This is a genomic window from Ferrovibrio terrae (genome assembly GCF_943372915.1).
Lineage (GTDB): Bacteria > Pseudomonadota > Alphaproteobacteria > Ferrovibrionales > Ferrovibrionaceae > Ferrovibrio > Ferrovibrio terrae_A.
The window spans coordinates 1-25,761 of the sequence record NZ_CALSAN010000033.1 but is presented as its reverse complement, the minus strand read 5'-3'; the positions used below and the strand labels follow the sequence as shown (position 1 = coordinate 25,761).

At 63.1% G+C, this 25,761-nt stretch carries 25 protein-coding genes; 15 read left to right on the top strand and 10 right to left on the bottom strand.

What is annotated here, in order from left to right:
• Nucleotides 1-105 precede the first annotated feature (105 nt).
• Genes AAG821_RS18465 through AAG821_RS18455 form a run of 3 tightly spaced genes read left to right on the top strand, consistent with a single transcriptional unit; the run spans nt 106 to nt 2,655 of the window.
• Complete coding sequence (locus AAG821_RS18465) at nt 106-702, top strand: methyltransferase domain-containing protein (RefSeq protein ID WP_341915201.1); 597 nt, start codon at nt 106-108, stop codon at nt 700-702.
• A gap of 16 nt (nt 703-718) precedes the next feature.
• Nucleotides 719-1,693 carry a glycosyltransferase family 25 protein gene (locus AAG821_RS18460; RefSeq protein ID WP_341915200.1) on the top strand — a complete coding sequence of 325 codons (975 nt, stop codon included), beginning with the start codon at nt 719-721 and terminating at the stop codon, nt 1,691-1,693.
• Complete coding sequence (locus tag AAG821_RS18455) at nt 1,690-2,655, top strand: hypothetical protein (protein WP_341915198.1); 966 nt, start codon at nt 1,690-1,692, stop codon at nt 2,653-2,655. The genes AAG821_RS18460 and AAG821_RS18455 overlap by 4 nt, the downstream gene beginning before the upstream one ends.
• A gap of 15 nt (nt 2,656-2,670) precedes the next feature.
• Here the strand turns inward: AAG821_RS18455 and AAG821_RS18450 are convergent, their stop codons facing one another.
• Nucleotides 2,671-3,168 carry an Lrp/AsnC family transcriptional regulator gene (locus tag AAG821_RS18450; RefSeq protein WP_341915197.1) on the bottom strand — a complete coding sequence of 166 codons (498 nt, stop codon included), beginning with the start codon at nt 3,166-3,168 and terminating at the stop codon, nt 2,671-2,673.
• Nucleotides 3,169-3,583: 415 nt separating this feature from the next.
• Here AAG821_RS18450 and trxB point away from each other — a divergent pair, with 415 nt between their 5' ends.
• The 3 genes from trxB to AAG821_RS18435 are packed head-to-tail and all read left to right on the top strand — an operon-like array spanning nt 3,584 to nt 7,686.
• Nucleotides 3,584-4,552, top strand: a complete 969-nt coding sequence (trxB, locus tag AAG821_RS18445) for a thioredoxin-disulfide reductase (protein WP_341915195.1) — start codon at nt 3,584-3,586, stop codon at nt 4,550-4,552.
• 33 nt (nt 4,553-4,585) lie between these two features.
• The gene (locus AAG821_RS18440) at nt 4,586-5,482 is read left to right on the top strand and encodes a LysR family transcriptional regulator (RefSeq protein WP_341915194.1); all 897 of its coding nucleotides are present in this window, start codon (nt 4,586-4,588) and stop codon (nt 5,480-5,482) included.
• A 2-nt stretch (nt 5,483-5,484) separates the two neighbouring features.
• The gene (locus AAG821_RS18435) at nt 5,485-7,686 is read left to right on the top strand and encodes an ATP-binding protein (RefSeq protein ID WP_341915192.1); all 2,202 of its coding nucleotides are present in this window, start codon (nt 5,485-5,487) and stop codon (nt 7,684-7,686) included.
• Between the two features lie 261 nt (nt 7,687-7,947).
• Here the strand turns inward: AAG821_RS18435 and AAG821_RS18430 are convergent, their stop codons facing one another.
• The 5 genes from AAG821_RS18430 to AAG821_RS18410 all read right to left on the bottom strand — a co-directional run bounded on the left by AAG821_RS18430 (nt 7,948) and on the right by AAG821_RS18410 (nt 13,332).
• Complete coding sequence (locus AAG821_RS18430; RefSeq protein WP_341915191.1) at nt 7,948-8,595, bottom strand: HAD family hydrolase; 648 nt, start codon at nt 8,593-8,595, stop codon at nt 7,948-7,950.
• Between the two features lie 24 nt (nt 8,596-8,619).
• Complete coding sequence (gene msrP / locus AAG821_RS18425) at nt 8,620-9,585, bottom strand: protein-methionine-sulfoxide reductase catalytic subunit MsrP (protein WP_341915189.1); 966 nt, start codon at nt 9,583-9,585, stop codon at nt 8,620-8,622.
• A 141-nt stretch (nt 9,586-9,726) separates the two neighbouring features.
• Nucleotides 9,727-10,206 (bottom strand): Dps family protein, encoded by a 480-nt coding sequence (locus AAG821_RS18420; RefSeq protein ID WP_341895659.1) that lies wholly within the window; start codon nt 10,204-10,206, stop codon nt 9,727-9,729.
• Between the two features lie 156 nt (nt 10,207-10,362).
• Nucleotides 10,363-11,454: a bifunctional DNA-binding transcriptional regulator/O6-methylguanine-DNA methyltransferase Ada gene (gene ada / locus AAG821_RS18415; protein WP_341915188.1), complete on the bottom strand. Its 1,092-nt coding sequence runs from the start codon at nt 11,452-11,454 to the stop codon at nt 10,363-10,365.
• Between the two features lie 78 nt (nt 11,455-11,532).
• Entirely contained in the window at nt 11,533-13,332 is a 1,800-nt protein-coding gene (locus tag AAG821_RS18410; protein ID WP_341915187.1) for an acyclic terpene utilization AtuA family protein, read from the bottom strand.
• Between the two features lie 115 nt (nt 13,333-13,447).
• Here AAG821_RS18410 and AAG821_RS18405 point away from each other — a divergent pair, with 115 nt between their 5' ends.
• The 3 genes from AAG821_RS18405 to AAG821_RS18395 are packed head-to-tail and all read left to right on the top strand — an operon-like array spanning nt 13,448 to nt 15,385.
• A complete protein-coding gene (locus AAG821_RS18405) occupies nt 13,448-14,206 on the top strand; it encodes a ComF family protein (protein WP_341915185.1) in 759 nt (252 codons plus the stop codon).
• A gap of 43 nt (nt 14,207-14,249) precedes the next feature.
• Nucleotides 14,250-14,510 carry a glutaredoxin 3 gene (grxC, locus tag AAG821_RS18400; protein WP_341915184.1) on the top strand — a complete coding sequence of 87 codons (261 nt, stop codon included), beginning with the start codon at nt 14,250-14,252 and terminating at the stop codon, nt 14,508-14,510.
• A 17-nt stretch (nt 14,511-14,527) separates the two neighbouring features.
• Nucleotides 14,528-15,385 (top strand): carbon-nitrogen hydrolase family protein, encoded by an 858-nt coding sequence (locus tag AAG821_RS18395; protein ID WP_341915182.1) that lies wholly within the window; start codon nt 14,528-14,530, stop codon nt 15,383-15,385.
• Here AAG821_RS18395 and AAG821_RS18390 read toward each other — a convergent pair.
• Genes AAG821_RS18390 through AAG821_RS18380 form a run of 3 tightly spaced genes read right to left on the bottom strand, consistent with a single transcriptional unit; the run spans nt 15,340 to nt 17,299 of the window.
• Nucleotides 15,340-16,173: an inositol monophosphatase family protein gene (locus AAG821_RS18390; protein WP_341915180.1), complete on the bottom strand. Its 834-nt coding sequence runs from the start codon at nt 16,171-16,173 to the stop codon at nt 15,340-15,342. The genes AAG821_RS18395 and AAG821_RS18390 overlap by 46 nt on opposite strands.
• A gap of 53 nt (nt 16,174-16,226) precedes the next feature.
• Nucleotides 16,227-16,784: a GNAT family N-acetyltransferase gene (locus AAG821_RS18385; RefSeq protein ID WP_341915179.1), complete on the bottom strand. Its 558-nt coding sequence runs from the start codon at nt 16,782-16,784 to the stop codon at nt 16,227-16,229.
• Nucleotides 16,781-17,299 (bottom strand): class I SAM-dependent methyltransferase, encoded by a 519-nt coding sequence (locus tag AAG821_RS18380; protein ID WP_341915178.1) that lies wholly within the window; start codon nt 17,297-17,299, stop codon nt 16,781-16,783. Before AAG821_RS18380 ends, AAG821_RS18385 begins: the two co-directional genes overlap by 4 nt.
• 115 nt (nt 17,300-17,414) lie before the next feature.
• Between AAG821_RS18380 and AAG821_RS18375 the strand changes: the two genes are divergently transcribed.
• Nucleotides 17,415-17,834, top strand: a complete 420-nt coding sequence (locus AAG821_RS18375; protein WP_341915176.1) for a DUF1178 family protein — start codon at nt 17,415-17,417, stop codon at nt 17,832-17,834.
• A gap of 16 nt (nt 17,835-17,850) precedes the next feature.
• On the opposite strand, the gene ubiG is transcribed toward AAG821_RS18375, so the two are convergent.
• Nucleotides 17,851-18,594 (bottom strand): bifunctional 2-polyprenyl-6-hydroxyphenol methylase/3-demethylubiquinol 3-O-methyltransferase UbiG, encoded by a 744-nt coding sequence (gene ubiG, locus AAG821_RS18370; RefSeq protein ID WP_341915174.1) that lies wholly within the window; start codon nt 18,592-18,594, stop codon nt 17,851-17,853.
• 166 nt (nt 18,595-18,760) lie between these two features.
• Here ubiG and AAG821_RS18365 point away from each other — a divergent pair, with 166 nt between their 5' ends.
• From AAG821_RS18365 to hisS, 5 genes are all read left to right on the top strand, one after another.
• Nucleotides 18,761-19,981 (top strand): aspartate kinase, encoded by a 1,221-nt coding sequence (locus AAG821_RS18365; RefSeq protein ID WP_341915173.1) that lies wholly within the window; start codon nt 18,761-18,763, stop codon nt 19,979-19,981.
• A 111-nt stretch (nt 19,982-20,092) separates the two neighbouring features.
• Nucleotides 20,093-22,321 carry a phosphoenolpyruvate--protein phosphotransferase gene (gene ptsP, locus AAG821_RS18360; protein ID WP_341915172.1) on the top strand — a complete coding sequence of 743 codons (2,229 nt, stop codon included), beginning with the start codon at nt 20,093-20,095 and terminating at the stop codon, nt 22,319-22,321.
• 62 nt (nt 22,322-22,383) lie between these two features.
• On the top strand, nt 22,384-23,472 hold the full coding sequence (locus tag AAG821_RS18355) for a RodZ domain-containing protein (protein WP_341915170.1): 1,089 nt from the start codon (nt 22,384-22,386) through the stop codon (nt 23,470-23,472).
• A 106-nt stretch (nt 23,473-23,578) separates the two neighbouring features.
• Entirely contained in the window at nt 23,579-24,718 is a 1,140-nt protein-coding gene (ispG, locus tag AAG821_RS18350) for a flavodoxin-dependent (E)-4-hydroxy-3-methylbut-2-enyl-diphosphate synthase (protein ID WP_341915169.1), read from the top strand.
• A gap of 29 nt (nt 24,719-24,747) precedes the next feature.
• A partial coding sequence (gene hisS, locus AAG821_RS18345; protein ID WP_341916376.1) for a histidine--tRNA ligase occupies nt 24,748-25,761 on the top strand: 1,014 nt, incomplete at its 3' end.

The window sequence follows — 25,761 nt, the reverse complement described above, 5'->3', positions numbered from 1 at the left end:
TAAATGCTTTCGTTACCATTCCGGTCAGACACTCGGTCAACACGTCCTGCAATTCCGGCCCGGCACAGTCACAGTGATCAGGGCCCGCCAAGGAGTACCGGTACCGTGTCAGAGCAAGTTGCCACCAGCGATATCACCGATCCCAATACCCATTGGTGCCGCGTCGTCATGGACCGCGAAACCAGGAAGCTGATGAGCGGTCTGGACTATTCCAATATGTCGGCCCTGGAGATTTCTGGCGCCGCCTGGAAGGACTTCGGCTTCAAGGACTATACCGTAGCCGTTTATCCGGAATTCGATGTCAGCAAACATGTTGCCTACAAGCCCGGCGGTGGCCAGTTTGATGTCGTGATCGCCGAGCAGGTGATGGAGCATGTGCCCACCCCCTGGGTGGCGGTTACCGGCATGCGCGCCAGCCTCACGGATGGCGGCTATCTGCTGATCACAGTGCCTTTCTTCATCCGCGTGCATGGCCATCCCAACGATTATACGCGGTGGACCGAAAGCGGCCTGCGCAACATGCTGGAATGGGCCGGCTTCAAGCCGGAAAATATCCAGACCGGCTCCTGGGGCAACCGGGCTTGCGTGAATGCCAATTTCAAGGGCTCGGTCTGGCGCGGTGAGCCTTACGATCCGGCAAGCCATTCGCTGGAAAACGAACCGGATGTACCGCTGATGGTTTGGGTTCTGGCGCAAAAATAAGCCTGCGCCCGCGACGATGGCAAATTTCGATCTTCGCTATATCAACCTGGACCAGGCGACGCAGCGCAGGACCATGGTGGAGCAGAGTTACGGCCAAAGTCGCTTTTCACAGCGCTGGTCTTTCGAGCGCTTTTCCGCGGTCTCAGCCGAATCCGATCTGGTTCGGGATGCGCCGGGCAGGCTGAGCGGACCCTACAAGGGCAATTTCCTCAGCCACATGACCTGCGTCAGGCAATCGCTCGACAGCGATGCCCATCTTTTCGTTGTCGAGGACGATGTACAGTTTTGCGATCAGACTGGCCCCATCCTGGAGGGCATGGTCGATACCATGGCGGAGGATGCCTGGGATGTCATCCGCACGGAAATCAGCCTGCTGAGCGCGGTGGATTTTCCCAAGATCTATAAACTAAGCGTTTCCGCGGCCGGCCGGGAAAAGGTCAGGCTGCTCAATCTGGGGGGCATCGATTGTCCCGGCACGGGCGCAAGTGCCTATATCGTCAATCGCCAGTCGAAGCGGAAATTCATCCAGATGATGGACGCAATGGTTGTGCGTAATGGCGGGCTGAATGCTCCATTCGATGTCTGCCTGCATGAAATGATTCGCCATAAATTCCTGCTCGGCTATGTGACGGTGCCATTCCTCACGGCACCATCATTCCATGCGGATGAAACCCAGGCCCCCGTCATGACTGCCGATCAAGCCACACCTCAGGATGAGATGCTCCGACGGTTTAACCAAAAACTGCTGGAACTGATGTCAGCATTCCGGCGGCTCGTTTGGATCGGATATACGCCTGACAAGGTCCTGCCCGGCAGCTATGGGGCCGGGAATGATCTGTTTCGCATGACCGAACAGGATGTGCTTTATCAGAAGATTTCCAGCTGGATGCTGATCCTGCAACAGAATATCCCCTACAGCAGCGACTTCCGGCTGCAGCCGCCCGAGATCACTCGGGATATCTCTCCTTATTGCGACGGAATGGCACAATGACTGACTTTGATCTGTTCTATATCAATCTTGATCAGGCAGTTCAGCGGCGTGAGCTGATCGAGAAAAGCTTCGCTGACAGTAAATTCTCCAACCGCTGGACCTTCAACCGTTATCCAGCGGTCTCAGCGACTTCGGAGATGGTTCAACGTGCCGAGGGAAAGCTGAGCGGCGCTTACAAGGGCAATTACTTCAGCCATGTCGAATGTGTGCGGCAGTCGGTAGGGCGGGACCGGCATCTGTTTATGGCAGAGGATGATCTAGAGTTCTGCGCTGAAACCGGTCCGATCCTTGAACAGATTGTTGACAGCGTGCCTGAGGATTCCTGGGACATCATCCATGCAGAAATCACGCTGATGAGCGCGCGTGATTTTCCGATGCTGTTCAAGCTGGACCGCCAGTCCGAGGGACGCAAGAAGGTGAAGTTGATCAACCTTGTCGGCTTTCCTTATGCCTATTCCGGTTCGGGTGCCTATATCGTCAATCGCCGCGCGAAGGAAAAGTTCCTCTCCTTCATGGACACGACAGTGAAGAACTACGGCGGGCGGATTGATCATCCGTTCGATATTTGCCTGCGCGGGGCGCTCAAGTTCGGCGGCCTGAACGGCTTCCTCACTTTCCCCTTCCTGACCGCGCCTTCGATCCATGCCGATCAGACCCAGGCCCCCTGGGGGGCTTACGATGCCTCGGTTGAACAGGTGAAGCAAATCCACCTGGAACTGATCAATGCGTTCAGGCGACTGGTCTGGGTGGGCTATTCACCGGAGAAAGTGATGCCTGATGTGCTGAACCGGCACGGGCATGAAATGCTGCTTATGAGCGAACGTGACAAGCTGTTCCAAAAGATCATGCCCTGGCTGTTGTACTTGCAGTACAACGCGCCCTATACCGACTACAGCGACATCAAATTCCTGCCACAGCAGTATGATTGCGTCGCAGCCGGCAAGAATTTCGACCCGCCTTGAACTCGCAGGCTGCCTTTAGTCGGCGGCGACCTCTTCGGCCGGCATGTCGACCGGAACGCCCGGCTCGCTCTTCGAGCAGCGGATGGTCAGCGCGGTTTTCACATGCGCGACATTCTGCAGCGCGGTCAGTTCCTTGGTCAGGAAGGTCTGATAGGCGTCCCAGTCGCGCGCCACGATTTTCAGAATGAAATCATTCTCGCCGGCCAGCATGTAGCATTCGCGCACCTGGGCCCAGCCAGCCACGGTCTGCTCAAACGCCACCAGGTCATGCTCGGCCTGGCTGTTGAGGCCAACCATGGCAAAGACGGTGACGCCGTAGCCAAGCAACTGGGGATTGAGGTCTGCGTGATAGCCTTTGATATAGCCGGCCTCTTCCAGGGCCCGCACCCGGCGCAGGCAAGGCGGCGCCGAGATGCCGACCCGCTGGGCGAGGTCGACATTGGTCATGCGGCCATCGGCCTGCAGATCAGTAAGAATCTTGCGGTCGATGAGGTCGAGTTTGACGCGTTGCATGGAAATTTTCTCAAATGGGGAAGATTGCGCAATAATATTATAATTTCCCGCAAGAATCCAAGGGCTGCGGCAGAAAGAAAATTACGTATGCGGAGGGTTTTGCCCTCCTGCCACCGGATGCCCGCCGGGCACGCGCGTATGCGTGGGCGGTGGTGCTGCCGGCCTATCCGGCCACTGCATGGCCGTCATACGCCAGCGCGGCAGGTCAATGGATTCGGCTGCCCTATATCGAGTCTTCACCAAACGAGTCGCAAACCGATCTGTCACAACGCTGTCATTTGACGCAGGGAAAAAGCCGCGCCATTGCTGCCTTCAGGCTTTCCTGGGCGCCTTGGCCTTGCACCTGAACCGCCCCCTGTCATAATCGGAAATCGCTCGTTTTTAGCCTATTCGCCGCGTCCGGAGTCGCATGATCATGGCCACAACACACCGCACCAAGGTTCTCATTCTCGGTTCTGGCCCGGCCGGCCTGACGGCTGCGATCTATGCGGCGCGCGCCTCGCTGCAGCCGATCCTGGTGCACGGCCTGCAGCCTGGCGGCCAGCTCACCATCACCACCGATGTGGAGAACTATCCCGGTTTCGCCCAGACCATCCAGGGGCCCTGGCTGATGGAGCAGATGGAGGCGCAGGCCAAGCATGTCGGCACCACCATCATCAATGACTACATCACCGCGGTAGACCTCTCGAAACGGCCTTTCGTCGCCAAGGGCGACGGCGGCGACACCTACATCGCCGATACGCTGATCATCGCCACCGGCGCCCAGGCCAAGTGGCTCGGCCTGCCCAGCGAACAGGCCTATCAGGGCTTTGGCGTTTCGGCCTGTGCCACCTGTGACGGCTTCTTCTACCGCGGCAAAAAGGTGGTCGTGGTCGGCGGCGGCAATACCGCCGTGGAAGAGGCGTTGTATCTCACCAATCACGCCACCGAAGTGGTGCTGGTGCATCGTCGCGACAGTTTCCGCGCGGAAAAGATCCTGCAGCAGCGTTTGTTCGCCAACCCGAAGATCACGGTGATCTGGGATCATGTGGTGGACGAGATTCTGGGCGCTGAAGGCAAAGGCGTGACTGGCGTGCGGCTGAAGAGTGTCAAGACCGGTGCAACCCAGGACATCGCTACCGATGGCTTCTTTGTCGCTATCGGCCATACGCCGAATACCGAACTGTTCAAGGGGCAGTTGCCCCTCGATTCAGAAGGGTATCTGACCACCAAGCCGGGTACCACGCAGACCACGGTGGCTGGGGTGTTTGCCGCCGGTGATGTGCAGGACAAGATCTATCGCCAGGCCGTCACCGCTGCCGGCACCGGCTGCATGGCGGCGCTGGAGGCCGAGAAATTCATCGCGCATCACGCGCATTCGGAGGCAGCTGAGGCAGCCGACTAAACGCAGCTGCAACTGCGTTCATAAGGGGGGATTATGTCGGCGCTTGATTGGGACAAGCTGCGCATTTTTCATGCGGTGGCCGAGGCCGGCAGTTTGACTCATGCCGGCGAGTCGCTGGGCTTGAGCCAGTCGGCGGTCAGTCGTCAGATCGGTGCGCTTGAGACCCAGCTGAATGCGACGCTGTTCCACCGTCATGCCCGCGGCCTGATCCTGACCGAACAGGGTGAACTGCTGTATCGCACAGCGCGGGACATCTTTGCCCGCCTGGCCGTCACCGAAGCGATGATCGCCGATGCCAAGGACAAGCCATCAGGCGAGCTTTGCGTCACCACCACAGTGGCCTTTGGCACCGTCTGGCTGGCGCCGCGGCTGAAGGAGTTCATGGATCTGTATCCCGATATCCGCATCGAGATGGTGGTGGATGATCGCGAGCTGGATCTTTCGATGCGCGAAGCGGATGTGGCGATCCGCATGTGGAAACCGACCCAGGCCGACCTGATCCACCGCAAGCTGTTGACCGTGCATAATCACGTCTATGCCTCGGTGGACTATGTCACCCGCTTCGGCGCGCCGCAGACCATCGAGGATCTCGATCGCCATCACCTGATCGTCTATGGCGAAGAGGCGCCGGCGCATTTCAATAATATCAACTGGCTGCTCAAGGTCGGCGATCCGGTCACGCCGCGCGACCCGATCCTGACCGTGAACAACGTCTACGGCGTGATGCAGTCGGTCGCCAGCGGTCTCGGCGTCGCGGCGCTGCCCGATTATATGGTGGAGGGCAATCCGCGCATCGTGCGCGTGATGCCCAATATCGACGGGCCAAGTTTCGATACTTACCTCGTTTATCCCGAGGAGCTGCGGAACACCAAGCGCCTTGCGGTGTTCCGCGATTTCCTGCTGCGCAAGGTCGCCGACTGGCGCTACTGAAGATGCCTTTTCAAGCAGATCTGCCGAGCGGTATGGCGCGACGCAATGAATTGCTGGTGCGCGTGCGCCGTCCGTTGGACATGGCACTGCAGGTGTTGGCTGCCGTGGCCGTCGTCTTTCTGCTGGATGATCATGTTGCCGGCGATCTGCGCTTTGGGTATCTCGGCGCCACGATCCTGGTGGTGGGCCTGCAGTTTTTTACACACCGGCGGTTCATGGCCGACCGCGCGCGGCGCAGTCATGCCGCGCTGTGGCGCACGCGTCTGATCACTGTCTATGCGCTGAATGGTGTCCTGTTCGGGGTGACGGCGGCCACGATCGTGCAGTTGCCATACGAGGCGGCGCCGCTGCTGGCCCTGCTTTGCGTGCTGGGCATGATTGTTTCGGTGAGCCTCACGGTGGCAGTGCAACTCACCGTGTCTGGCATTGTGATTGCGCTTGCCATCCTGCCCTCGGTTGGCATTCTGCTGCTGAGCGACACCCCCGATCAGCGCCTGCTTGCCGGTGCCGGGCTGATTGTGATGGTCCTGCTCTTCAGTTTTTCTCACCGGCTCAACCGCTACTTCCGGCGTACCACCGATCTGGTCGAGCGGCTGCGCCTCATGCTGCAAGATCGCACGCGCAGCAGTGCCGATGCCGAGGCCGCCGAGCGCCGGCTGCGGTCCATTCTCGATACGGCACCATTCCCTATCGTGGTGGCGCGCCGCAGTGATGGAGCATTCCTCTACAGCAACCGGCCGGCAGCAGAACTGTTTGGCATCAAGGATGGCGGCCCGTTGACGGGACCGCGCTATGTACTCGACCCCGCACATCGGGTGCGGATTTTCAACAGCGATGGCGGGCAGCCCGAGGAAGAGCTTCAGATTGCCACCGTGCAGGGGCGGGCGATCTGGGCGACCATGGCTGCGGTACCAATGCAGTATGGCGACGAGGCCGCTGCGCTGGTGGTGGTCAACGATATTACCGCGAAAAAGGCCTCGGAGGAGAAGCTACGCCAGGCCGAGCAGCGCCTTAGCGATGCACTGGCAGTCGCCCCCGATGGTGTTGCCCTGTTTGACAGCGACGAACGCATGCTGGTTTGCAACCCGGCCTATGCCAGCATCATCGGCGTGCCATTGGCGAACATTTCTGGCATGACCCATCGGGAAATCTGCCTGGCCTCAGTGCGTGATCGCCCGACGCCCTCGGCGGCTGGCGTGCATACGGATTACGATGAATGGGTCACAACCCGTATGCGCACGTTCAGCGAGGGCCGCAGCGAACCGCATATCTTTTATGACACCCGCGACTGCCGTTGGCTGCAGATTCGCGACTTCCGCCTTGAATCCGGCGGTACTGCCTCGTTGGTCACCGATATCACCCTGCTCAAGCGTAGCGAGCGCGAATTGCGCGAGGCCAACGAAACCCTGGCGGCCCGCACCGAGACGCTGGAGGCTGCACGCAAGACGGCGATCAAGGCGCATCAGGACGCAGAATACGCCAACCGGGCCAAGAGCCAGTTCCTCGCCCATATGAGCCACGAATTGCGCACGCCGCTGAATGCCATCATCGGCTTCTCCGAGATCATGGCGTTGCAGCTGCTCGGCGCTTCGGGTGTGCCGCAGTATGACCGCTATGCCAATGACATTCTGGCGGCAGGCCGGCATCTGCTGGCCGTGATCGACGACATTCTCGACCTGTCCAAGGTCGAGGCCGGCAAGATGAAGCTGGTGGCCGAGCAGGTGTCATGGGACCGCCTGTTCCAGGATTGCATGACTCTGCTGCGCCCGCTTGCCGCCGACCGCATGGTGACGCTGCAGACCGCGCCGGCGCCGGAAGGCGCCACCATCTATGCTGACGAGCGTCTGGCCAAGCAGATGCTGGTCAACCTGTTGTCGAATGCCGTGAAATATACGCCGTCCGGCGGCTATGCGCGGGTCAGTCTGCAGACCGATGCCACGGGCGCTGCCATCGTCGAGGTCACCGATACGGGCGTTGGCATGGACCAGGCCGATGTGCAGAAGGCCCTGGAACCGTTCGGGCGCATTGATTCGGCACTGGTCTCGCAGATGCGTGGCACCGGCCTGGGTTTGCCACTGGTCAAAGCGCTGGTCGAACTGCATGGCGGCAGGCTGGAAATCGACTCCATGCCCGGCCGCGGCACCACGGTGCGGCTGTATTTTCCGCCCCCGCCCGCATTGGTGGTCGCCGGTATAAGCGTTTGAGTCGTATGGCTTTCGCGGCCACAGTCAGTTATGCGCTACCCGCATGGCTGAGTTGAGAATTCAATGGATACTCAAATGAGTCACCAGGCGGTACATCATTGCCTGTCAGATGTTGCGTCGCAGCATCTCCCGGTTTTTGGCTTCGGCCAGAAACTTTGGCCGCTGCAGCTCCCCCGCTGCTTCGGCCAGTCCGCGCGTCTCGCGCGGAGCCTCCCTGTTAAGACTTTGCCGGCCTGGTCTCCAGGCCGGCTTTTTTTTGCTTCAGGCCAGCAGCAATGCCGGCAGTGCTGCCATGTCACGAAACACCCGGCAGCCCAGTGCATCAAAAGCCGCGTCGTCGCCCGCAGGCCGATAGGCAAACACCGTCATGCCGGCGCGGATGCCGGCCGTAGCACCGGGCAGGCTGTCTTCGATGACGGCACAGCCGGCAGGCGGATGGCCGCCCATCTGTGCCGCGGCGAAATGAAACAGGTCCGGATGCGGCTTGCCGCGCTCGACCTGCTGGGCGCTGAAAATATGCGGGCCGAAATGATGGCTGAGGCGGCAGAGATCGAGGCTGAGCGCGATCTTGTCGAGTTCGGAGGATGAGGCGACGCATTTGCGTGTCGCCACGGCCTCCAGCATGGCCGGCACGCCGGCGATGGGCTGCAGCTCGCTACGCAGGCGACGATAGGTCTCGGCCTGCAGGTCGTCTTCGAAGTCGGCCGGCAGGACCAGGCCGTATCTGTCACGCAGCAGCGTGAAACAGCTCGGCAGGCTCAACCCGGTCAGGGCATGGGCGAGGCCCGCCTCGTCGACCTCGGGTGGCAGGCCATAAGGCTGCAGTTTTTCGTAGAAGACGCGGTTCGCTAGCGGCTCGCTGTCCACCAGCGTGCCATCCATGTCAAAGATGATCAGGTCATAAGCCATCCCATCGGGATAGCCAAAACCGCCTCACATGAAAAGCTTTTCGCTGCCGAGGTTTTTGTACAGTTCGGCAACCTGCTCGCCATAGCCGTTATAAATCTGCGTCGGGATGCGCTTCCCCGTGCCGATCACTTCCTCGGTGGCCTGGCTCCAGCGCGGATGCGCCACCATCGGATTGACGTTGGCCCAGAAGCCGTATTCGTTATCAGCCAGCGCCTCCCAGAAAGTCTTCGGCCGCTTGTCGGTGAAGGTGAAGCGCACGATCGACTTCACTGACTTGAAACCGTATTTCCACGGCACGGCGAGGCGCAGTGGCGCACCGTTCTGTCGCGGGATCGGCTTGCCATAGATGCCGGTGGCGATGAAGGCCAGTTCGTTACGGGCCTCCTCGATGCTCAGGCCTTCGGTATAAGGCCAGGGATACCAGAACTGCTTCTGGCCGCTGGCCTCCTGCGGCCGTGAGAAGGTTTCCATCTTGAGATATTTGGCGCCCGACATCGGCTGGGCGAAATCGACCAGCGCCTTGAGCGGGAACCCCGTCCATGGCACCGCCATGCTCCAGGCCTCGACGCAACGGAAGCGGTACAGCCGCTCTTCCAGCGGCAGCTTGCGGATCAGGTCCTCGGCATCGATGGTGATCTCTTTGGTCACCATGCCGTCGATCTTCACCTGCCAGGGCTTGATGGTGAGCGCCTGAGCCGGCTTGACGATGTTCTTGGTGGTGCCGAATTCGTAGAAATTGTTGTAGCTGGTGGCGACCTTTTCCTCGGTCATGTCGCGGCCCAGTTCATAGGCCGGATTGCGCTTGGCCGGGTAGAGTTCCGCTGCCACCGCAGTGGCATCGGCGGCACCGAAAGCGGGGCGCCAGCCTGCACCGGCGGCGATACCGGCAGCACCCATGCCGAGCAGCAGTTTACGGCGATCGAAGAACACCGATTCCGGGGTTGCCTGGCTTTCCGGCAATTCCCAACCGCGTCGCCGTTTGATCAGCATGTTTTTGCACTCCATCCAAGACTCTGGGTCGGAAATCCGCCCGCAACCAGCAGGGTTAACCTAGCGGGTCGCGGGCCGGCTTCCAATCAAGCTTCGGTGAGACGGGGTGAAACGTTACAGAGGCAGGCCGAGAATTTTGGCTTACTTCTTTTCCAGCAGGCTGCGCAGCATCCAGGCGGTCTTTTCATGGATCTGCATGCGCTGGGTCAGCAGGTCGGCGGTCGGCTCGTCCGACGACTTGTCGACGACGGGGAACAGCGCGCGCGCGGTCTTGCTCACCGCCTCGTTGCCCTTCACCAGATCCTTGATCATGTCCTGGGCGCCCGGCACGCCGGTCTCTTCCTTGATCGAAGACAGCTTGGCGTATTGCGCATAGGAACCGGGCGCATAATGACCCAGCGCGCGAATGCGTTCGGCGATCAGATCCACGGCCAGGGCCAGTTCGGTGTACTGCAGCTCGAACATGGTGTGCAGGGTCTGGAACATCGGGCCTTCGACATTCCAGTGATAGTTATGGGTCTTCAGATAGAGCGTGTAGGTGTCGGCCAGCAGGCGCGACAGACCATCGGCAATTTTTTTGCGTTCTTTTTCGGCAATGCCGATATCGACGGCGACAGCCATGGGGATACTCCTTGGTTTGCGGTTCCGCTTCGTTAATTTAGAACTATTCCAATGGTCTGCAAGTTCCCCTGCCATGCAAAGCTATCATGGCAGGTCGGAATCTGCGCCGATTGAAGCGGAAATGTATTGCCGCAGGATGTCGCAGTTATCACGCTGCTACTCGGCCGGCTCCAGCGCCACGCCTTCGCCGGTGAGCAGTTTTTCCTTGCGCTCCAGGCCCCAGCGATAGCCGCCCAGGCCGCCATCGCTGCGCAGCGCCCGGTGACAGGGGACCAAGACGCCGATGATGTTGTTGCCGCAGGCCGACCCGACCGCACGGGCGGCCTTGGGTGCGCCCAGGCTCTGCGCGATCTGCTGGTAGGTGCGGGTTTCGCCCGGCGGGATGGCCTGCAATGCCGTCCAGACGCGAATCTGGAATGGCGTGCCGCGCAGATCCAGCCGCAGGCCTTTTGCGGGTGCCCTGCCTGCCAGCATGGCTTCCAGTGCCGCGAAGGCGGCCTTGCCGGCGGCATCGTCGCGGTCGATACGGGCAGCGGGAAATTCGTCGCGCAGTTCGGCCAGCATCGCCTTTTCGGTATTGCCGAACAGCAGCGCGGCCACGCCGCGCGTGCTTTCGGCCACCAGGGTCGAACCCATCATGGTGCGCCGGATCGCCACCGTGAGGGTCAGGCCTTCGCCACCGCGGCGGTAATCGGCCGGTGTCATGCCCAGCCAGCGGCCGGCCTTTTCATAGACCCGGCTGGCGGCGCCGAAGCCGGCGCCATAGATGGCATCGCTGACACCGCTGCTGTGGCGCAGTTCATGTTTCAACGTCGCGACACGCTGCGCCTCGGCATAGGCGCGCGGGCTCAGGCCATAGGCGGCGGCAAAGCGGCGCTGCAGATGGGTGGCGCCCATATGAGCCTCCTTGGCCAGCTGGGCCAGGGTGGGTGTCGATTCACCGGCGGCGAGCCGACGGTCGATCAGCAGCCGCGCGCGTTCCAGCCGTGCATCTGCGGCGGGCGCCCGATCGGGGCGGCAGCGTTTGCAGGGGCGGAAGCCTGCCTCGGATGCGGCTGCGGCATCACTGAAGATGCGCACATTCTCGCGCTTGGGCGCGCGGCTGACGCAGGAGGGCTGGCAGAACACCTTGGTACTGGCCACGCCATAAAGGAAGCGGCCATCGAAGCTGGCGTCATTGCCGCAGATGGCGGCGAATTCAGTGTCAGTCGGTCGTCTTTGGATGGGCAGTCGCTGTGTGTTTGTCATGGCGAGGAAGATAGGGCGTCCGGCCGGGGCCCACTATCCGCCTTTTGCGCAGCGATTCCTACCGGTCAGACCCGCAGTTCAGATTGGCCAGTCCACCGGCACCGGTACGGGGAAATCCAGCAGCATCTGGGCAAAGGCCTTGCCCTGCGGATCGTTGCGCAGGGAGGCAATGCCGCCGCCGCCCAAGGCCTGATGCAGCAGGAAATTCAGGCCGTTGATGCCGGGCCATTCAAAGCGCTCGACCGGACCTTCGACCAGATGGGCAAACCAGCCGGCGACGGCCTCCACGGTCAGCGCGGCGCGGATCGCCGGCAGGTATTCGGGTTTGCGGGCAATGACGCCGATATTGCTGTCATTGCCCTTGTCGCCCGAGCGGGCATAAGCCAGCCGCACCAGTGGCACGGTTTTGCGAGAGCCGGCAGGAAGTGCCGTCAGGTTCGGCTGCCCGGCAGCGGGGCCATCCGTGTTGCCAGCGATCAGCGGTGTTTCGAAGGGTTGGGCATGGCCATCGGTGTCGAGCGAAAGCGGCAGGGTGGCCTTGGCTATGAAACAGGAATAGAGCCGCACCACCGGTTGCGGTGATGGCCGGCCGCCGAAGAATCCCGTCGTACCCGGCGAGAAGGATGTGCCGGCCGGGGCGATCTCGCGGGCGAAGATTTCCAGTGCGGTCTTCTCGGCATGGCTGACCGCCAGTTTCATCACCACTTCGCGGCTGGCACGTGCACCCGCACTGGCCTGCGGGCCATACATCGCCTCAGAGCCGAGGATTTCGATCGAGGTGGCGCGATAGTCACCCAGCTTCATCATGGCAAAGATATTGCGCGTGCGCTTGAGGATCGCCTCGGCGCTGCGCTCGGCTTTTTCGCGCGCATCGATGCCGCCGATGGTCATATGGGCCACGGCGCGGAAGCCATCCAGATAGGTGGCCGAGACCTTGTAGCGGTCCGATGGCGGTCGGCCTTTGGCATGCGACACGCGCACGCGGTTATCGCCAAGATCCTCGATTTTGACGGCGCTGAAGTCGCAGGTCACATCCGGCAGTCTGTAGCAGGCCGGATCGCCGATCTCGTAGACCAGTTGTTCGGCCACGGTGCCGAAGCTGACCAGGCCGCCGGTGCCCCTGGGTTTGCTGACGATAAAGCTGCCATCTTCGGCAATCTCGGCGATGGGATAGCCGATATTGTCCCAGTCCGGCACCTCGCGCCAATCGGTGAACAGGCCGCCAGACGCTTGGGCGCCGCATTCGATGATATGGCCGGCCAGACTGCCGCCCGCCAGCCGGTCGAAATCCTCCAGGCTCCAGCCGAATTCATGCAGCAGCGGGCCGAGGCAGAGCGCGGAATCGACACAGCGGCCGGTGATCACGATATCGGCGCCCGCCTTCAGCGCAGCCGCAATCGGCGCGGCCCCCAGATAGGCATTGGCCGACATGAAACGCGCCGGCATCTCGGCATCGGCCTCCATCGGTTCAAGTCTGGATTTGAGTATTTCGATCTGTGGCAGCAGATCATCGCCCAGCACCACGCCGACTTTCAGCGACAGCCCTGCCTCGGCAATCATTGCGCGAATGGCCGCAGCACAGGCCGCCGGATTCACACCACCGGCATTGGCGACAACCTTTACCTTGCGCCGCGCTAGGTCTGGCAGCAGGCGCTTCATGGTGACGGTGACGAAATCGGTGGCATAGCCCTGTGCCGGGTCTTTGGCGCGAATGCGCGCCATGATCGACATGGTGATTTCGGCCAGATAGTCGAAGATCAGGTAATCGACCTCGCCCTGCGCCAGCAGTTGTGGTGCGGCCACCATGGAATCGCCCCAGAAGGCCGATGCGCCGCCGATGCGGATGGTCTTGCCGCTCCCCCCCACGCTGCCGCTCATGTTCCGTTTCCTCTGCCCACTTTTTCTGCCACCATAGCCAGCATCGGCAGCGCCGTCATGCCTGACGCTGCGTCATACCCGGGTATCCATGCTGGCGAGTGACGATATCCCTGCCTTGCAAGCACTCCGCCATGGCTGGCGTAGAGTCTGGCGTAGCGGTGTCGATGCGTTGCTGCCGCCGCAATGCATGCTGTGTACCGCGCAGGTCGACGAGCCCGGCCGGCTCTGCCTCGATTGCTGGCCCAGTGTCAGTTTTATTGCCGAACCCTGCTGCCCGGTCTGCGGCATTCCCTATGCGATGCCGGTCCCCGATGGCCTGGTCTGTGGCGCCTGCCTGAAGGACCCGCCGCCCTTTGGCCGGGCGCGCGCCGCTTTCACCTATGCCGGTGGCGGCCGTGATCTGGTGCTGCGGTTCAAGCGCGGCGACCGCACCGACCTGGCCCCCGGCCTGGCCGGCCTGATGCGGGCGGCAGGTGCGCCATTGCTGGCCGAGTGCGATGTGATCCTGCCGGTGCCGCTGCATCGCTGGCGCCTGTGGCGCCGGCGGTTCAACCAGTCGGCCCTGCTGGCTCAGGCGCTGGGGCGGGCCAGCGACAGGCCGGTGCAACTCGATCTGCTGGAGCGCCCGCGCCCCACCCGCAGCCTCGGCCGGCTCAACCGCACGGCCCGGCAGCGGGAACTGGCGGGTGCCATCCGGGTTGCCGCTGGGCGGGCGCAGGATATCCGGGGGCGGCGTCTGCTGCTGGTGGATGACGTGTTCACCACCGGGGCGACGGTGAATGCCTGCTGCCGGGCCCTGCGCCGGGCCGGTGCCGCCGAGGTGACGGTCCTCACCCTGGCCCGGGTTGTTCGGGCGGAGCAGGGCGCCATATAATCGGGCATGACAAGCGAGGGGCGCTCGCTTAAAGGACACTGCCATGGCCCAGATTGAAATCTACACCACCTTCATGTGCCCCTATTGCGCGCGCGCCAAGGCGCTGCTCGACAAGAAGGGCCAGACCTATAACGAGATCGACGTTTCCTATGATGCTGCCAAGCGCGAGGAGATGACCCAGAAGGCCGGCGGTCGCCGCACGGTGCCGCAGATCTGGATCAACGGCACGCATGTCGGTGGCTCTGACGATCTCTACGCTTTGGAACGCGACGGCAAGCTCGATCCGCTGCTGAACGCAGCCTGAAACAGGAAAGCACTGGCATGGCGCACAAGGTCAGGATCGGGCTGGTACAGCCCAATATCTGGGACGATATGGATGCGAATATCGCCCATGTCTCCGCCCTGGTGCGCAAGGCCAAGGCCGACGGCGCCGAGTTCATTGCCACGCCGGAGAATTCCGGCTTCATGGGGCTGAATGCGGCGGCCAGCGTCGCCGCCGGCCGGCCGGAGGAGAGCCACCCGGCGCTGCAGGCCTTCCGCAAGCTGTCGGAAGAACTGAGCACCTGGCTGCTGGTGGGATCACTCGCGATCAAGCCGGATGGCGCCAATCGTAACTTCAACCGTTCCTATCTGCTGGCACCCGACGGCCAGATCGCCGCCCGCTACGACAAGATTCATCTCTTCGATGTCGATCTGCCGTCGGGCGAGACCTATCGTGAATCCAATTCGATCGCGCCGGGCGGTGAGGGCGTGTTGGCATCGCTGCCGTTTGGCATGCTCGGCATGTCGGTCTGCTACGATCTGCGTTTCCCGGGACTCTATCGCGGCCTCGCCCAGGCCGGCGCCGACCTGATCTCGATTCCGGCCGCCTTTACCCGCACCACCGGGCAGGCGCATTGGCATGTGCTGATGCGGGCGCGTGCCATCGAAACCGGTGCCTTCGTGATCGCGCCCGCCATGTGGGGCGATCATCCCGGCGCGCGGCAGACCTATGGCCATTCGCTGGTTGTCGATCCCTGGGGCCGCGTGCTGGCCGATATGGGCGATGGCGTCGGCGCCAAAGTGGTGGAAATCGATCTGGCCGAGGTGGCCAAGGCGCGCGGGCAAATCCCCGCCTGGCGCCACGATCCGGTTTATACGCTGCCGGCGCGTAGCCTGACCGGTCGCGCCGCAGAATAGAGCGGCAGGCCCACGCCCATCGCCTGCGCGAAGGGCTCCCACAGGGCCGGCGTCAGCATCAGCACCGGCTCGGCCTTTTCCAGGCCACCGGCCTCGTAGTCATTGGTCAGGCCACCAGCCTCGCGCACCAGGATCAGGCCGGCCAGCGCGTCCCAGGCCTTCATCTTCAACTCATAGAAACCGTCCAGCCCGCCGGATGCGGTCAGCGCCATCAGCAGCAGGCCGCTGCCCAGCCGGCGATACTGGCAATGGGCCCCCAGCAGGCGGTCGATGATCGCCGCATGCGGCCCGGGTGCCTCGCCATGGCCATAGCCGATGCCGATGCAGGCGCGGTCGAGCAGCACGGTGTCGCTCACCGAGATCGGCTTGCCGTTGCAGAAGGCGCCATGACCGTGGCGCGCGGTGTAAAGCTTGTCGGCGACCGCATCGTAGATCAGGCCCAGTTCGATACGGCCCTCCACCATCAACGCGATGGCAACACACCAGTAAGGCAGTCCACGCACGTAATTCGCCGTGCCGTCGATCGGATCGATCACCCAGAGTGCATTGGTGTCGCCGCCGCGACGGCCGCGTTCCTCGCCCAGGATGCCATCATGCGGAAACACGGCCAGCAGGCGCGAGGCAATCAGGTCTTCGGTCTCGGAGTCTGCCTGGCTGACAAAATCCTGCACGCCCTTCAGCTTGACCACCAGGTCGCTGCGGTTGTCGAAAAAGCTGCGCGCCAGTTTCCCGGCTTCACGGATCACCTGGCTGGCATGCTGCAATCGGTGTTCGATATCGATCATCATGGGGTGGATGCTACGCCTCGGCGCGCGGCGACCCAACAGCTAATTGGTAAAATTCACGCTGGTATATCGCTTGGCACACTTTCCGTTTGCAACGTGTTCCAGCTTTCGCGCGGCAGGTTGAACCAGCTCACGGTCTTTTCCCAGATCGGACCGTCGCCGGTGTAAGCAAAACCAAGTTTGGTCAGCACGCGTTGTGACCCCCGGTTTTCCGGTGCCGTGAGTGCGATCAGCGTGTCCAACCCGGCGCGGTCAAAACCAAACTGCAATGCCGCGCGGCCGGCCTCGCTGGCCAGGCCGCGGCCCCAGGCGGTCTTGGCCAGCAGATACAGCAACTCGGTTTGCTCTGCCTCCGGTACCCAGCGCAGGCCGCATTGGCCGATCAGTCGCCCGCTGGCACGATCCAGCAGGGCCCAGACGCCATAGCCGCGGCGGTCCCAGTGATCGTTGAAATTGTGGATGTTGCTCTTGGCACGCTCCTGCGCCTGGGCGCGCGGCAGGCCGCGGCCGGGCAGCATATGACGCATCACCTGGTCGTCGGCGTAAAAGCGCGCCAGACCTTCAAAGTCGCGGCCTTCGAAACGGCGCAGCACCAGACGCTCGGTCTCGATCATGCGGGTTTCACGGCACAGATGCGCTGCCGGACCGCATTGGTCTCCTCGCCCTGTTCGAAGGCGCGGATATCGAAGGCGGCGTCGCGGCACCAGTCCAGCAGTTCATGTGGCTTGAGCAGGAAATCGGGATTGCTCGGCTTGCCGAACCGTTCGTTGCCCAGCATGAAGGTTTCGTAGATCAGCACGCCACCCGGGGCGACGGCCGCAGTCAGCCGCTGTCTCAGCGGCCGCCACAGATAGTTGGTCACCACTAGGGCAGCAAACTGGCGCTGACCCAAGGGCCAGGGGCCGGTCTCGATATCGGCTTCGATCAGCTCGGCGGCCGGATGTGTCTTCAGGTCGATGACACCGGCCAGCGTGCGATCCAGGAATACCACCGGATGGTCGCGGCCGAGGAACAGCCGCCCATGGCGCCCGCCGCCGCAGGCCAGGTCCAGCACGTTGCCACCGGCTGTTACCAGTGGCGCGAAGCGTGCAACCCAGGGCGAGGGGGTGAGGCTACCGGCTGGATGCACGCCCTCCCGATTTCCCCCCGGAAATCGCCCCCTTGTTGCGCAGGCGTGACAGCCCCATGTATAACCTGTTTCACGATATGGAAGGTTCCGGCACGGGCCGAATCACAGACGAGCCATGATCAAGTACGAACTGAAATGCCGCAAGGACCATGTCTTCGAGGCGTGGTTTTATGACAGTGCCGCCTATGATAAACAGGCGGCCGGCGGCAAGGTCGTGTGCCCGGTCTGCAACTCGCGCAAGGTGACGAAGGCGCCGATGGCGCCGCGCATCGGCAAGTCGAAGAGCGAGGTTGCCGTCGCCGAAGCCAAACAGCAGGCCCTGGCTCTGAAAGCGCTGGCCGAAATCCGCGACCATGTCGAGAAGAATGCCGATTATGTCGGCGACCAGTTCGCCGAAGAGGCGCGCAAGATCCATTACGGCGAAGTGGACAAGCGCAGCATCTACGGCGAAGCGACCAAGGAAGAAGCCAAAGAGCTGGTCGAAGAAGGCGTCGACGTCGCCATGATCCCCTGGCTGCCACGCGGAGATGCCTAACGGGGCGACGCGTAAGTCACGCCGCCTTAATCGCCACCATCATGTAATTCACATCGGTATCGCGGCCAAGTTTCCAGCGGTCGTTGAGCAGGTCATAACTGACACCGGTCACCTCCTGCAGCGTCAGCCCGGCGCGGCGCAGCCCGCCGGCCAGCTCATGCGGCTTGAGAAATTTCTTCCAGTCATGCGTGCCGCGCGGCACCCAGCCGAGGATGTATTCCGCCGCCACGATCCCCAGCGCATAGGATTTCGGCGTGCGGTTCAAGGTGGCGGCGATCAGCAGCCCGCCCGGCTTCACCATCTGGCCGCAGGCCTGCAGGAAGCCCTCCAGGTCGGCGACATGCTCCACCACCTCCAGCGCCAGCACCACGTCAAACTGCTCGCCGGCCGCTGCCAGCGCCTCGGCGCTGGTGCAGCGATAGTCCACGGCCACCCCGGCTTCGGCGGCATGCAGGCTGGCCACACCGATATTGCGTTCGGCCGCGTCGGCGCCGACCACCTGGGCACCCAGCCGGGCCATCGGCTCGGCCACCAGGCCGCCGCCGCAGCCAATATCCAGCAGGCGCAGTCCCGCCAATGGACTGGCGGACAGGCTGTCGCGACGGAAGTGTGTTGCGATGCAGTCGCGAATAAACCCCAGCCGGACCGGGTTGAATTTATGCAGCGGCCGGAACTTGCCCTGCGGGTCCCACCATTCCGCCGCCATGGCGGAAAAACGGGCGATTTCGGCGGGGTCGATACTGGCGGCAGACTGGCTCATGCGGCGACTCGCTGGGCCCCGACAAAGGGCTAAGGAAACGGGGGATTTTTCCACTCCGGTCGGCTTGCCCCGGGGCGGTCCCGAGAGTATTAAGTACCCGCCTTTTAACCGGCAAGGTTCCTGCCGGTAACTATCGACAACGAACAGTGAAATAGGATCGAGCGACATGGCGCGCTTGGTGATGAAATTCGGCGGCACATCGGTCGGTTCGGTTGACCGGATCAAGAATGTGGCCGCCAAGGTGAAGCGCGAGGTCGACGCCGGCAACCAGGTTGCCGTGGTGGTGTCGGCCATGTCGGGCGAGACCAACCGTCTGGTCGACCTGTGCAAGCAGATCGACCCGGTGCACGACCAGCGGGAATACGACACCGTCGTGGCCGCCGGCGAGCAGGTCACCACCGGCCTGGTCTCGATCGCCCTGCAGGCGGCCGGCGTGAAGGCCCGCTCCTGGCAGGGCTGGCAGGTGCCGATCCGCACCAACGACATGCATGGCCGGGCCCGCATCGAAGAGATCGACGGTGCCGCCATGCTGAAGGATATGGCTGCGGGCGTGGTGCCGGTGGTGGCGGGCTTCCAGGGCGTCGGCCCGGGCGAGCGCATTGCCACGCTGGGCCGCGGCGGCTCGGATACTTCGGCGGTGGCGCTGGCCGCCGCACTGAAGGCCGATCGCTGCGATATCTACACCGATGTGGACGGCGTATACACTGCCGATCCGCGCATCGTGAAAAAAGCCCGCAAGCTGGATAAGATCACTTACGAGGAGATGCTGGAACTGGCCTCCCTCGGTGCGAAGGTGCTGCAGACCCGTTCGGTGGAAATGGCGATGAACCATCGGGTCCGCACCCAGGTTCTGTCGAGTTTTGCCGATGTGGCCGGCACGCTCGTAGTGGATGAGGAAGAGATCGTGGAAAAGCAGATTGTCTCCGGCGTCACCTATTCCGCCGATGAAGCCAAGGTCACCCTGATCGGCGTTGCCGACCGCCCCGGCATTGCCGCCGGCATTTTCGGTCCGCTGTCGGATGCCGGCATCAATGTCGACATGATCGTCCAGAACATTTCCGAGGACGGCAAGAAGACCGACATGACCTTCACCATGGGCCGCGGCGATCTGGATCGCGCCGTGCAGATCCTGGAGAAGCAGGAAAAGAACCTTGGCTGGGCCAAGCTGGTGCCGGACAAGAACGTGATCAAGGTATCCGTGGTCGGTGTCGGCATGCGCAGCCATGCCGGCGTGGCCCATATCATGTTCAAGGCGCTGGCCGACAAGAACATCAACATTCAGGCGATCACCACGTCCGAGATCAAGGTCAGCGTGCTGATCAGTGCCGATTACACCGAACTGGCGGTGCGCGCCCTGCACACCGCTTTCGGGCTCGACGCCGAATGAAGACGGAGGGCCGATGCGGGGAGGGCAAACCACACCAGCCTCTCCGGTAACTGGTAACGGAGAACGGCTGTGACGCCGGGCCGGGCAGCAGCCCCAGGGCCGCGCGGCTTATTGCGTCGTCTCCGCGAGGTGATGGCCGAGGCCGGCACCGTCGATGAACGCCTTGCCCGCGTGGTGCGCAATATCGCCGCCAACATGGTGGCCGAAGTCTGCTCCGCCTATCTGCTGCGCAATGACGAACTGGAACTCTACGCCACCGAGGGTCTGAACCCCGAAGCGGTGCACAAGACCCGCCTGAAGGTGGGCGAGGGCCTGGTCGGCGATATTGCCGCCCATGCGCGGCCGCTGGCGCTGGCCGATGCGCAAAGCCATCCGCAATTCGCCTACAAGCCGGAAACCGGTGAAGAGGTCTATCACTCGCTGCTCGGCGTGCCGATCCTGCGCGACAACCGCGTGATCGGCGTGCTGGTGGTGCAGAACCAGACCCGTCGGCAATATGTCGAGGAAGAGGTCGAGGCGCTTGAGACCATCGCCATGGTGCTGGCCGAGATGGTGGCCTCGGGCCAGCTCTCGGGCGGCGAAGACCTGGCCAGCACCAATCGCGCACCCTTCGGCCCGTTCCGCGCCGATGGCCGCATGCTGTCGGAAGGCCTCGCCATCGGCGTCGCCGTGCTGCATGAGCCGCGCATCCATGTCGAGAAGACGATTGCCGACGACATTCCGTATGAGAAAACCCGGCTTGATGCTGCCGTGGCCTCGATGCGCGACCAGGTCAACCGCATGCTGGAGACGCCAGACAGCGATCTGGTCGGGGAGAGCCGCGATGTGCTCGAAACCTACAAGATGTTCGCCCATGACACCGGCTGGCTGGCCAAGCTGCATCAGGCTGTCGATTCCGGCCTGACGGCGGAGGCTGCCGTGCTGCGCGTGCAGGGCGATACCCGCCATCGCATGCAGGCGATCACCGATCCGTATCTGCGCGAGCGCCTGGCCGATCTCGACGATCTGGCCAACCGTCTGCTGCTGCATCTGGCCGGCAAGCCGCATCATTCGGCCGCCGAAAACCTGCCTGACAACGCCATCCTGCTGGCCCGCAGCATGGGGCCGGCCGAGTTGCTGGATTACGACCGCCGCAAGCTGCAGGGCGTGATCCTGGAGGAAGGCTCCAGCGCCAGCCATGTCGCCATTGTGGCCCGGGCCCTGTCGATTCCGGTGCTCGGCGGTGTCGAGGGTGTGATCGCCAAGGTCGAGCCCGGCGATATCGTGGTGGTCGACAGCGACCATGCCCAGGTCTTCGTGCGGCCGGCGCCGGATGTGGTGTCGGCCTTCCACCAGAGCGTGGCACTGCGCCGGGCGCGGCTGGCGAAATATGCCTCGCAGCGCGAAGATCCGGCGATCACCGTCGACGGCACCAAGATTGCCATGCTGGTCAATGCCGGCCTGCTGATCGATCTCAACAATCTCGATGAGACCAATGCCGATGGCATCGGCCTGTATCGCACCGAGCTGCAGTTCATGGTGCGCCCGACCATGCCCAAGGCCGATGCACAGACCGCGATCTATCGCCGCGTGATCGAACATGCCGGTGACCGCCCGGTGGTGTTCCGCACGCTCGATATCGGTGGCGACAAGGTGCTGCCCTATCTGGCGAAATATCCGGAAGAGAATCCCGCCATGGGCTGGCGTGCCATCCGCCTGACGCTGGATCGCCCGGCGCTGCTGAAGGTGCAGCTGCGCGCGCTGCTGGAAGCGGCGGCCGGGCGCAGCCTGCATGTCATGTTCCCGATGATTGCCGAGGTGGATGAGTTCCGCCGCGCCCGCCGCCTGCTCGACCGCGAAGTGCAGCGTCTGGTGTCCTTGCGCAAGCCGGTGCCGCTCAAGGTGCAGGTCGGCAGCATGCTGGAGGTGCCGGCCCTGGCCTGGCAGTTGCCGGCCCTGCTGCCGCTGGTCGATTTCATTTCGGTCGGCTCGAACGACCTGATGCAGTTCATGTTCGCCGCCGACCGCGGCAATACCAAACTGGCGGACCGCTATGATCCGCTCAGTCCCGCCATGCTCAGTTTCCTGCACTGGGTGGTGCAGCAGTGCCATGCCGCCAACACGCCGATCACCATGTGCGGCGAGATGGGCAGCCGGCCGCTGGAGGCCATGGCGCTGCTCGGCCTGGGCTTCCGCCGCCTGTCCATGCCGGCCAATGCGGTCGGCCCGGTCAAGGAAATGCTCCGTAGTCTGTCTGTTCCGCAGCTGTCTGAATATATGTCTAAGTTGTATAGCTCGCCCGAGCACAGCGTCCGCGGGCCCCTCGAGGAATTTGCTCGGGAAAATGGTGTAATTGTTTGAAAATGCTGGCCTGATCGGCACATTGCCGTAATATGTCGGCAGCGGAAAATACAGGCGGGACAATGAATACCCAGTCAGGCACGCAGCCGGCCATGGCCGACGTCGCCACCGCAGAGGGGCGTTACGAAGGAGTCGGACATAGCCTGAAAGTGGTGCGTGAGCGGCGCGACCTCGCGCTCTCCGACGTGTCCGCGCGCCTGCGCATCCGCCGCCCGTATCTTGAAGCCATAGAGAATGGCCGCTTTGGCGAATTGCCCGGCGCCGTCTATGTCAGCGGTTTTCTCCGCCAGTATGCGGAATTTCTCGGCCTCGATCCCGAGCAGGTGCTGAAGAACTACCAGGCCGAGGCCGATGGCACGGTGCGCCGCACGGTGCTGAATTTCCCGATGCCGCGGCCGGAAGAGCGCACGCCGCGCCTCTGGCTTGTGATCGGCGCCCTGGTGGTCGCGGGTATCGTCTACGCCCTGTGGTATCGCCATCAGGAAGCCCTGCGCATCGGGCAGGATCTGATCCAGGCCGTGCCGGCCCGGCTTGCCGATCTGGTGCCAAGCCCGCAGCCCATCGCATCGGCCGCGCCGATCGTGCTGCCGCCGCAGAACCGCACACCGGCACCTCCGCCGCAGGTTGCCCAGACGTCGGCGCCTGCTGCGCCCGCCGTTTTGGCTCCGGCCGCCCCGACAACTGCCCCGACAGTAGCCGCCCCGGCGCCAGCAGCGCCCGTGGCGCAGACGCCGGCCGCCCCGGTCGAGCCGACACCGCCGGCCGCTGCAGTCGCGGTGGCGCCGCCAGCCGCGGCCCCGGTCCTGCCGACGCCCGCGCCGACTCCTGCGGCCATGCCGCCGAGCAATGCCCCGGCCAGCTACGGCGCCGCCGATGCGGGCCGCATCCGCGTCGAGGCCACAGCGCCGGCCTGGATTCAGGTGCGCGGGCCCAATAACGAGCAGATTTTCACCCGCCTGCTGAATACCGGCGAACGCTATCAGGTGCCCGACCGTGCCGGGCTGACCCTGCTGACCGGCAATGCCGGTGGGGTGCGGATCGTGGTCGACGGGCAGACCATCGCGCCGCTGGGCGCGGAGGGCGAGGTCAAGCGCGGCATCCAGCTTGATCCGGAACGGCTGAAAAACCCCGGCGGCGAGCGGCAAGGCTAGTCTGCCGCAGCCCCGCTGCCTTGCCATCCCCCGGTAAAGACGCCATGTTACGCCACGTCCGTCAGCTCCCCCATGGGCTTAACTGAAGCCGGACGGAAACCAGACCATGAGCATCCGACCCTATCGCGATATTCAGCGCCGCACGTCGCGCAAGATTTTTGTCGGCCCCGTACCGGTGGGCGGCGATGCGCCGATCACCGTGCAGACCATGACGAATACGCTGACCAGTGACGTCCAGGCGACGGTGGAGCAAATCCGTCGCTGCGAAGAGGTTGGCGTCGATATCGTGCGCGTTTCCTGCCCTGACGAGGATTCGACGCGGGCGCTGAAGGATATCGTGCGCCAGGTCAAAGTCCCGATCATCGCCGATATCCATTTCCACTATAAACGCGCCATCGAGGCTGCCGAGGCCGGCGCCGCCTGCCTGCGCATCAACCCGGGTAACATCGGCAATGCCGACCGTGTGCGCGAGGTAGTGAAGGCCGCGAAGGATCATGGCTGCTCGATGCGCATCGGCGTCAATGCCGGCTCGCTGGAAAAGCATCTGCTGGAGAAATACGGCGAGCCCTGCCCGGAAGCCATGGTGGAAAGCGCGCTGGATCATGCGCGCATCCTGGAAGACCACGACTTCCGCGAATTCAAGATCAGTGTCAAGGCATCAGATGTCTTCCTTGCCGTTGCCGCCTATCAGGGCCTGGCCGAGGCCTGCGACTATCCGCTGCATATCGGCATCACCGAAGCTGGCGGCCAGCGCATCGGCACGGTGAAATCCTCCATTGGCCTCGGCATGCTGCTGTGGTCGGGTATCGGCGACACGTTGCGCGTGTCGCTGTCGGCGGCACCGGAGGAAGAGGTCAAGGTCGGCTTCGACCTGCTGAAGTCGATGAACCTGCGCCACCGCGGCGTGAACGTGATTTCCTGCCCGTCCTGCGCCCGCCAGAACTTCGACGTTATCAAGACCGTCGAGGTGCTGGAGCAGCGCCTGGCCCACATCACCACCCCGATGACGCTCAGTGTGATCGGCTGTGTGGTGAACGGCCCAGGCGAGGCGCGTGAAACCGATATTGGCTTCACGGGCGGCGGCAAGAATACGCATCAGATCTATCTCGCCGGCCAGCCGGCCCACCGGCTGCAGAACGAGGATATCGTCGCGCATCTGGTCGGCCTGGTCGAAGCCAAGGCCCGCGAGATCGAAGCCGCCAAGGCCGATAAACAATCCCAAGACGCGGCCGACGCCGCTTCCTAGCTTCCACCTTCCAACGACGGAGACACGCCGTGGCCCAGTTGCAGCCCGTGCGCGGCACGCATGACATTCTGCCCGACGACTATGCCCGGTTCCGCCATGTGGTGGATACCGCACGGCAGGCCGCGCTTGTTTTCGGTTATCGCGAGATGGCGACGCCGATTTTCGAATTCACCGATGTTTTTGCCCGCTCGATGGGCGAGACGTCCGATGTCGTGTCCAAGGAGATGTATTCCTTCACCGACAAGGGCGGCGAAGGCCTGACCCTGCGGCCGGAATACACCGCCGGCATCTGCCGCGCCTTCATTTCCAACGGTCTGCAGCAGCATGTGCCGTTCAAGGTTTTTGGCTGGGGTCCGATGTTCCGCTTCGAGCGGCCGCAGAAAGGCCGTCAGCGGCAGTTCCACCAGATCGACGTGGAAGTGATCGGTGCCGCCGAACCGCAGGCCGATGTGGAAGTGATCTCGGTGGCTGCCGAAATCCTGCGCCGGCTCGGCATCCTCGATAAATGTGTGCTGGAGCTGAACACCCTGGGCGATCCGGAAAGCCGCGTCGGCTACCGCGATGCCTTGGTGAAGTATTTCTCCGGCCATGTCGAGGAACTGTCGGAAGATAGCCGCAAGCGGTTGGAAAAGAATCCGCTGCGCATTCTCGATTCCAAGGATGAGGGTGATCGCGCCCTTGTCGCCAATGCACCGCTGATCCATGACTACCTGACGCCGGCTGCCAGCGATTTCTTCAAGGCGCTGCAGGATGGCCTCGGTGCCAGCGGCGTGCCGTTCACGGTCAGCCCGCGTCTGGTGCGCGGCCTGGATTACTACACCCATACCGCTTTCGAATTCACCACCACCATGCTGGGGGCCCAGGGCACGGTTCTCGCCGGCGGTCGCTATGACGGCCTGATCGAACAGCTGGGCGGCAAGCCGACGCCAGGCATCGGCTGGGCCGGTGGCATCGAGCGCCTGGTGATGCTGAGCGATCCGCAGCCGGTGGCGCCGCGCATCGTTGCCATTATCCCGATCGGCGCTGCTGCCGAAGCCGCTGCA

Coding starts and splice junctions, on each gene's coding strand:
- AAG821_RS18460 (WP_341915200.1), top strand. CDS start 719: ATGGCAAATTTCGATCTTCGCTATATCAACCTGGACCAGGCGACGCAG.
- AAG821_RS18455 (WP_341915198.1), top strand. CDS start 1,690: ATGACTGACTTTGATCTGTTCTATATCAATCTTGATCAGGCAGTTCAG.
- AAG821_RS18450 (WP_341915197.1), bottom strand. CDS start 3,168: ATGCAACGCGTCAAACTCGACCTCATCGACCGCAAGATTCTTACTGAT.
- trxB (WP_341915195.1), top strand. CDS start 3,584: ATGGCCACAACACACCGCACCAAGGTTCTCATTCTCGGTTCTGGCCCG.
- AAG821_RS18440 (WP_341915194.1), top strand. CDS start 4,586: ATGTCGGCGCTTGATTGGGACAAGCTGCGCATTTTTCATGCGGTGGCC.
- AAG821_RS18435 (WP_341915192.1), top strand. CDS start 5,485: ATGCCTTTTCAAGCAGATCTGCCGAGCGGTATGGCGCGACGCAATGAA.
- AAG821_RS18430 (WP_341915191.1), bottom strand. CDS start 8,595: ATGGCTTATGACCTGATCATCTTTGACATGGATGGCACGCTGGTGGAC.
- msrP (WP_341915189.1), bottom strand. CDS start 9,585: ATGCTGATCAAACGGCGACGCGGTTGGGAATTGCCGGAAAGCCAGGCA.
- AAG821_RS18420 (WP_341895659.1), bottom strand. CDS start 10,206: ATGGCTGTCGCCGTCGATATCGGCATTGCCGAAAAAGAACGCAAAAAA.
- ada (WP_341915188.1), bottom strand. CDS start 11,454: ATGACAAACACACAGCGACTGCCCATCCAAAGACGACCGACTGACACT.
- AAG821_RS18410 (WP_341915187.1), bottom strand. CDS start 13,332: ATGAGCGGCAGCGTGGGGGGGAGCGGCAAGACCATCCGCATCGGCGGC.
- grxC (WP_341915184.1), top strand. CDS start 14,250: ATGGCCCAGATTGAAATCTACACCACCTTCATGTGCCCCTATTGCGCG.
- AAG821_RS18395 (WP_341915182.1), top strand. CDS start 14,528: ATGGCGCACAAGGTCAGGATCGGGCTGGTACAGCCCAATATCTGGGAC.
- AAG821_RS18390 (WP_341915180.1), bottom strand. CDS start 16,173: ATGATGATCGATATCGAACACCGATTGCAGCATGCCAGCCAGGTGATC.
- AAG821_RS18385 (WP_341915179.1), bottom strand. CDS start 16,784: ATGATCGAGACCGAGCGTCTGGTGCTGCGCCGTTTCGAAGGCCGCGAC.
- AAG821_RS18375 (WP_341915176.1), top strand. CDS start 17,415: ATGATCAAGTACGAACTGAAATGCCGCAAGGACCATGTCTTCGAGGCG.
- ubiG (WP_341915174.1), bottom strand. CDS start 18,594: ATGAGCCAGTCTGCCGCCAGTATCGACCCCGCCGAAATCGCCCGTTTT.
- AAG821_RS18365 (WP_341915173.1), top strand. CDS start 18,761: ATGGCGCGCTTGGTGATGAAATTCGGCGGCACATCGGTCGGTTCGGTT.
- AAG821_RS18355 (WP_341915170.1), top strand. CDS start 22,384: ATGAATACCCAGTCAGGCACGCAGCCGGCCATGGCCGACGTCGCCACC.
- ispG (WP_341915169.1), top strand. CDS start 23,579: ATGAGCATCCGACCCTATCGCGATATTCAGCGCCGCACGTCGCGCAAG.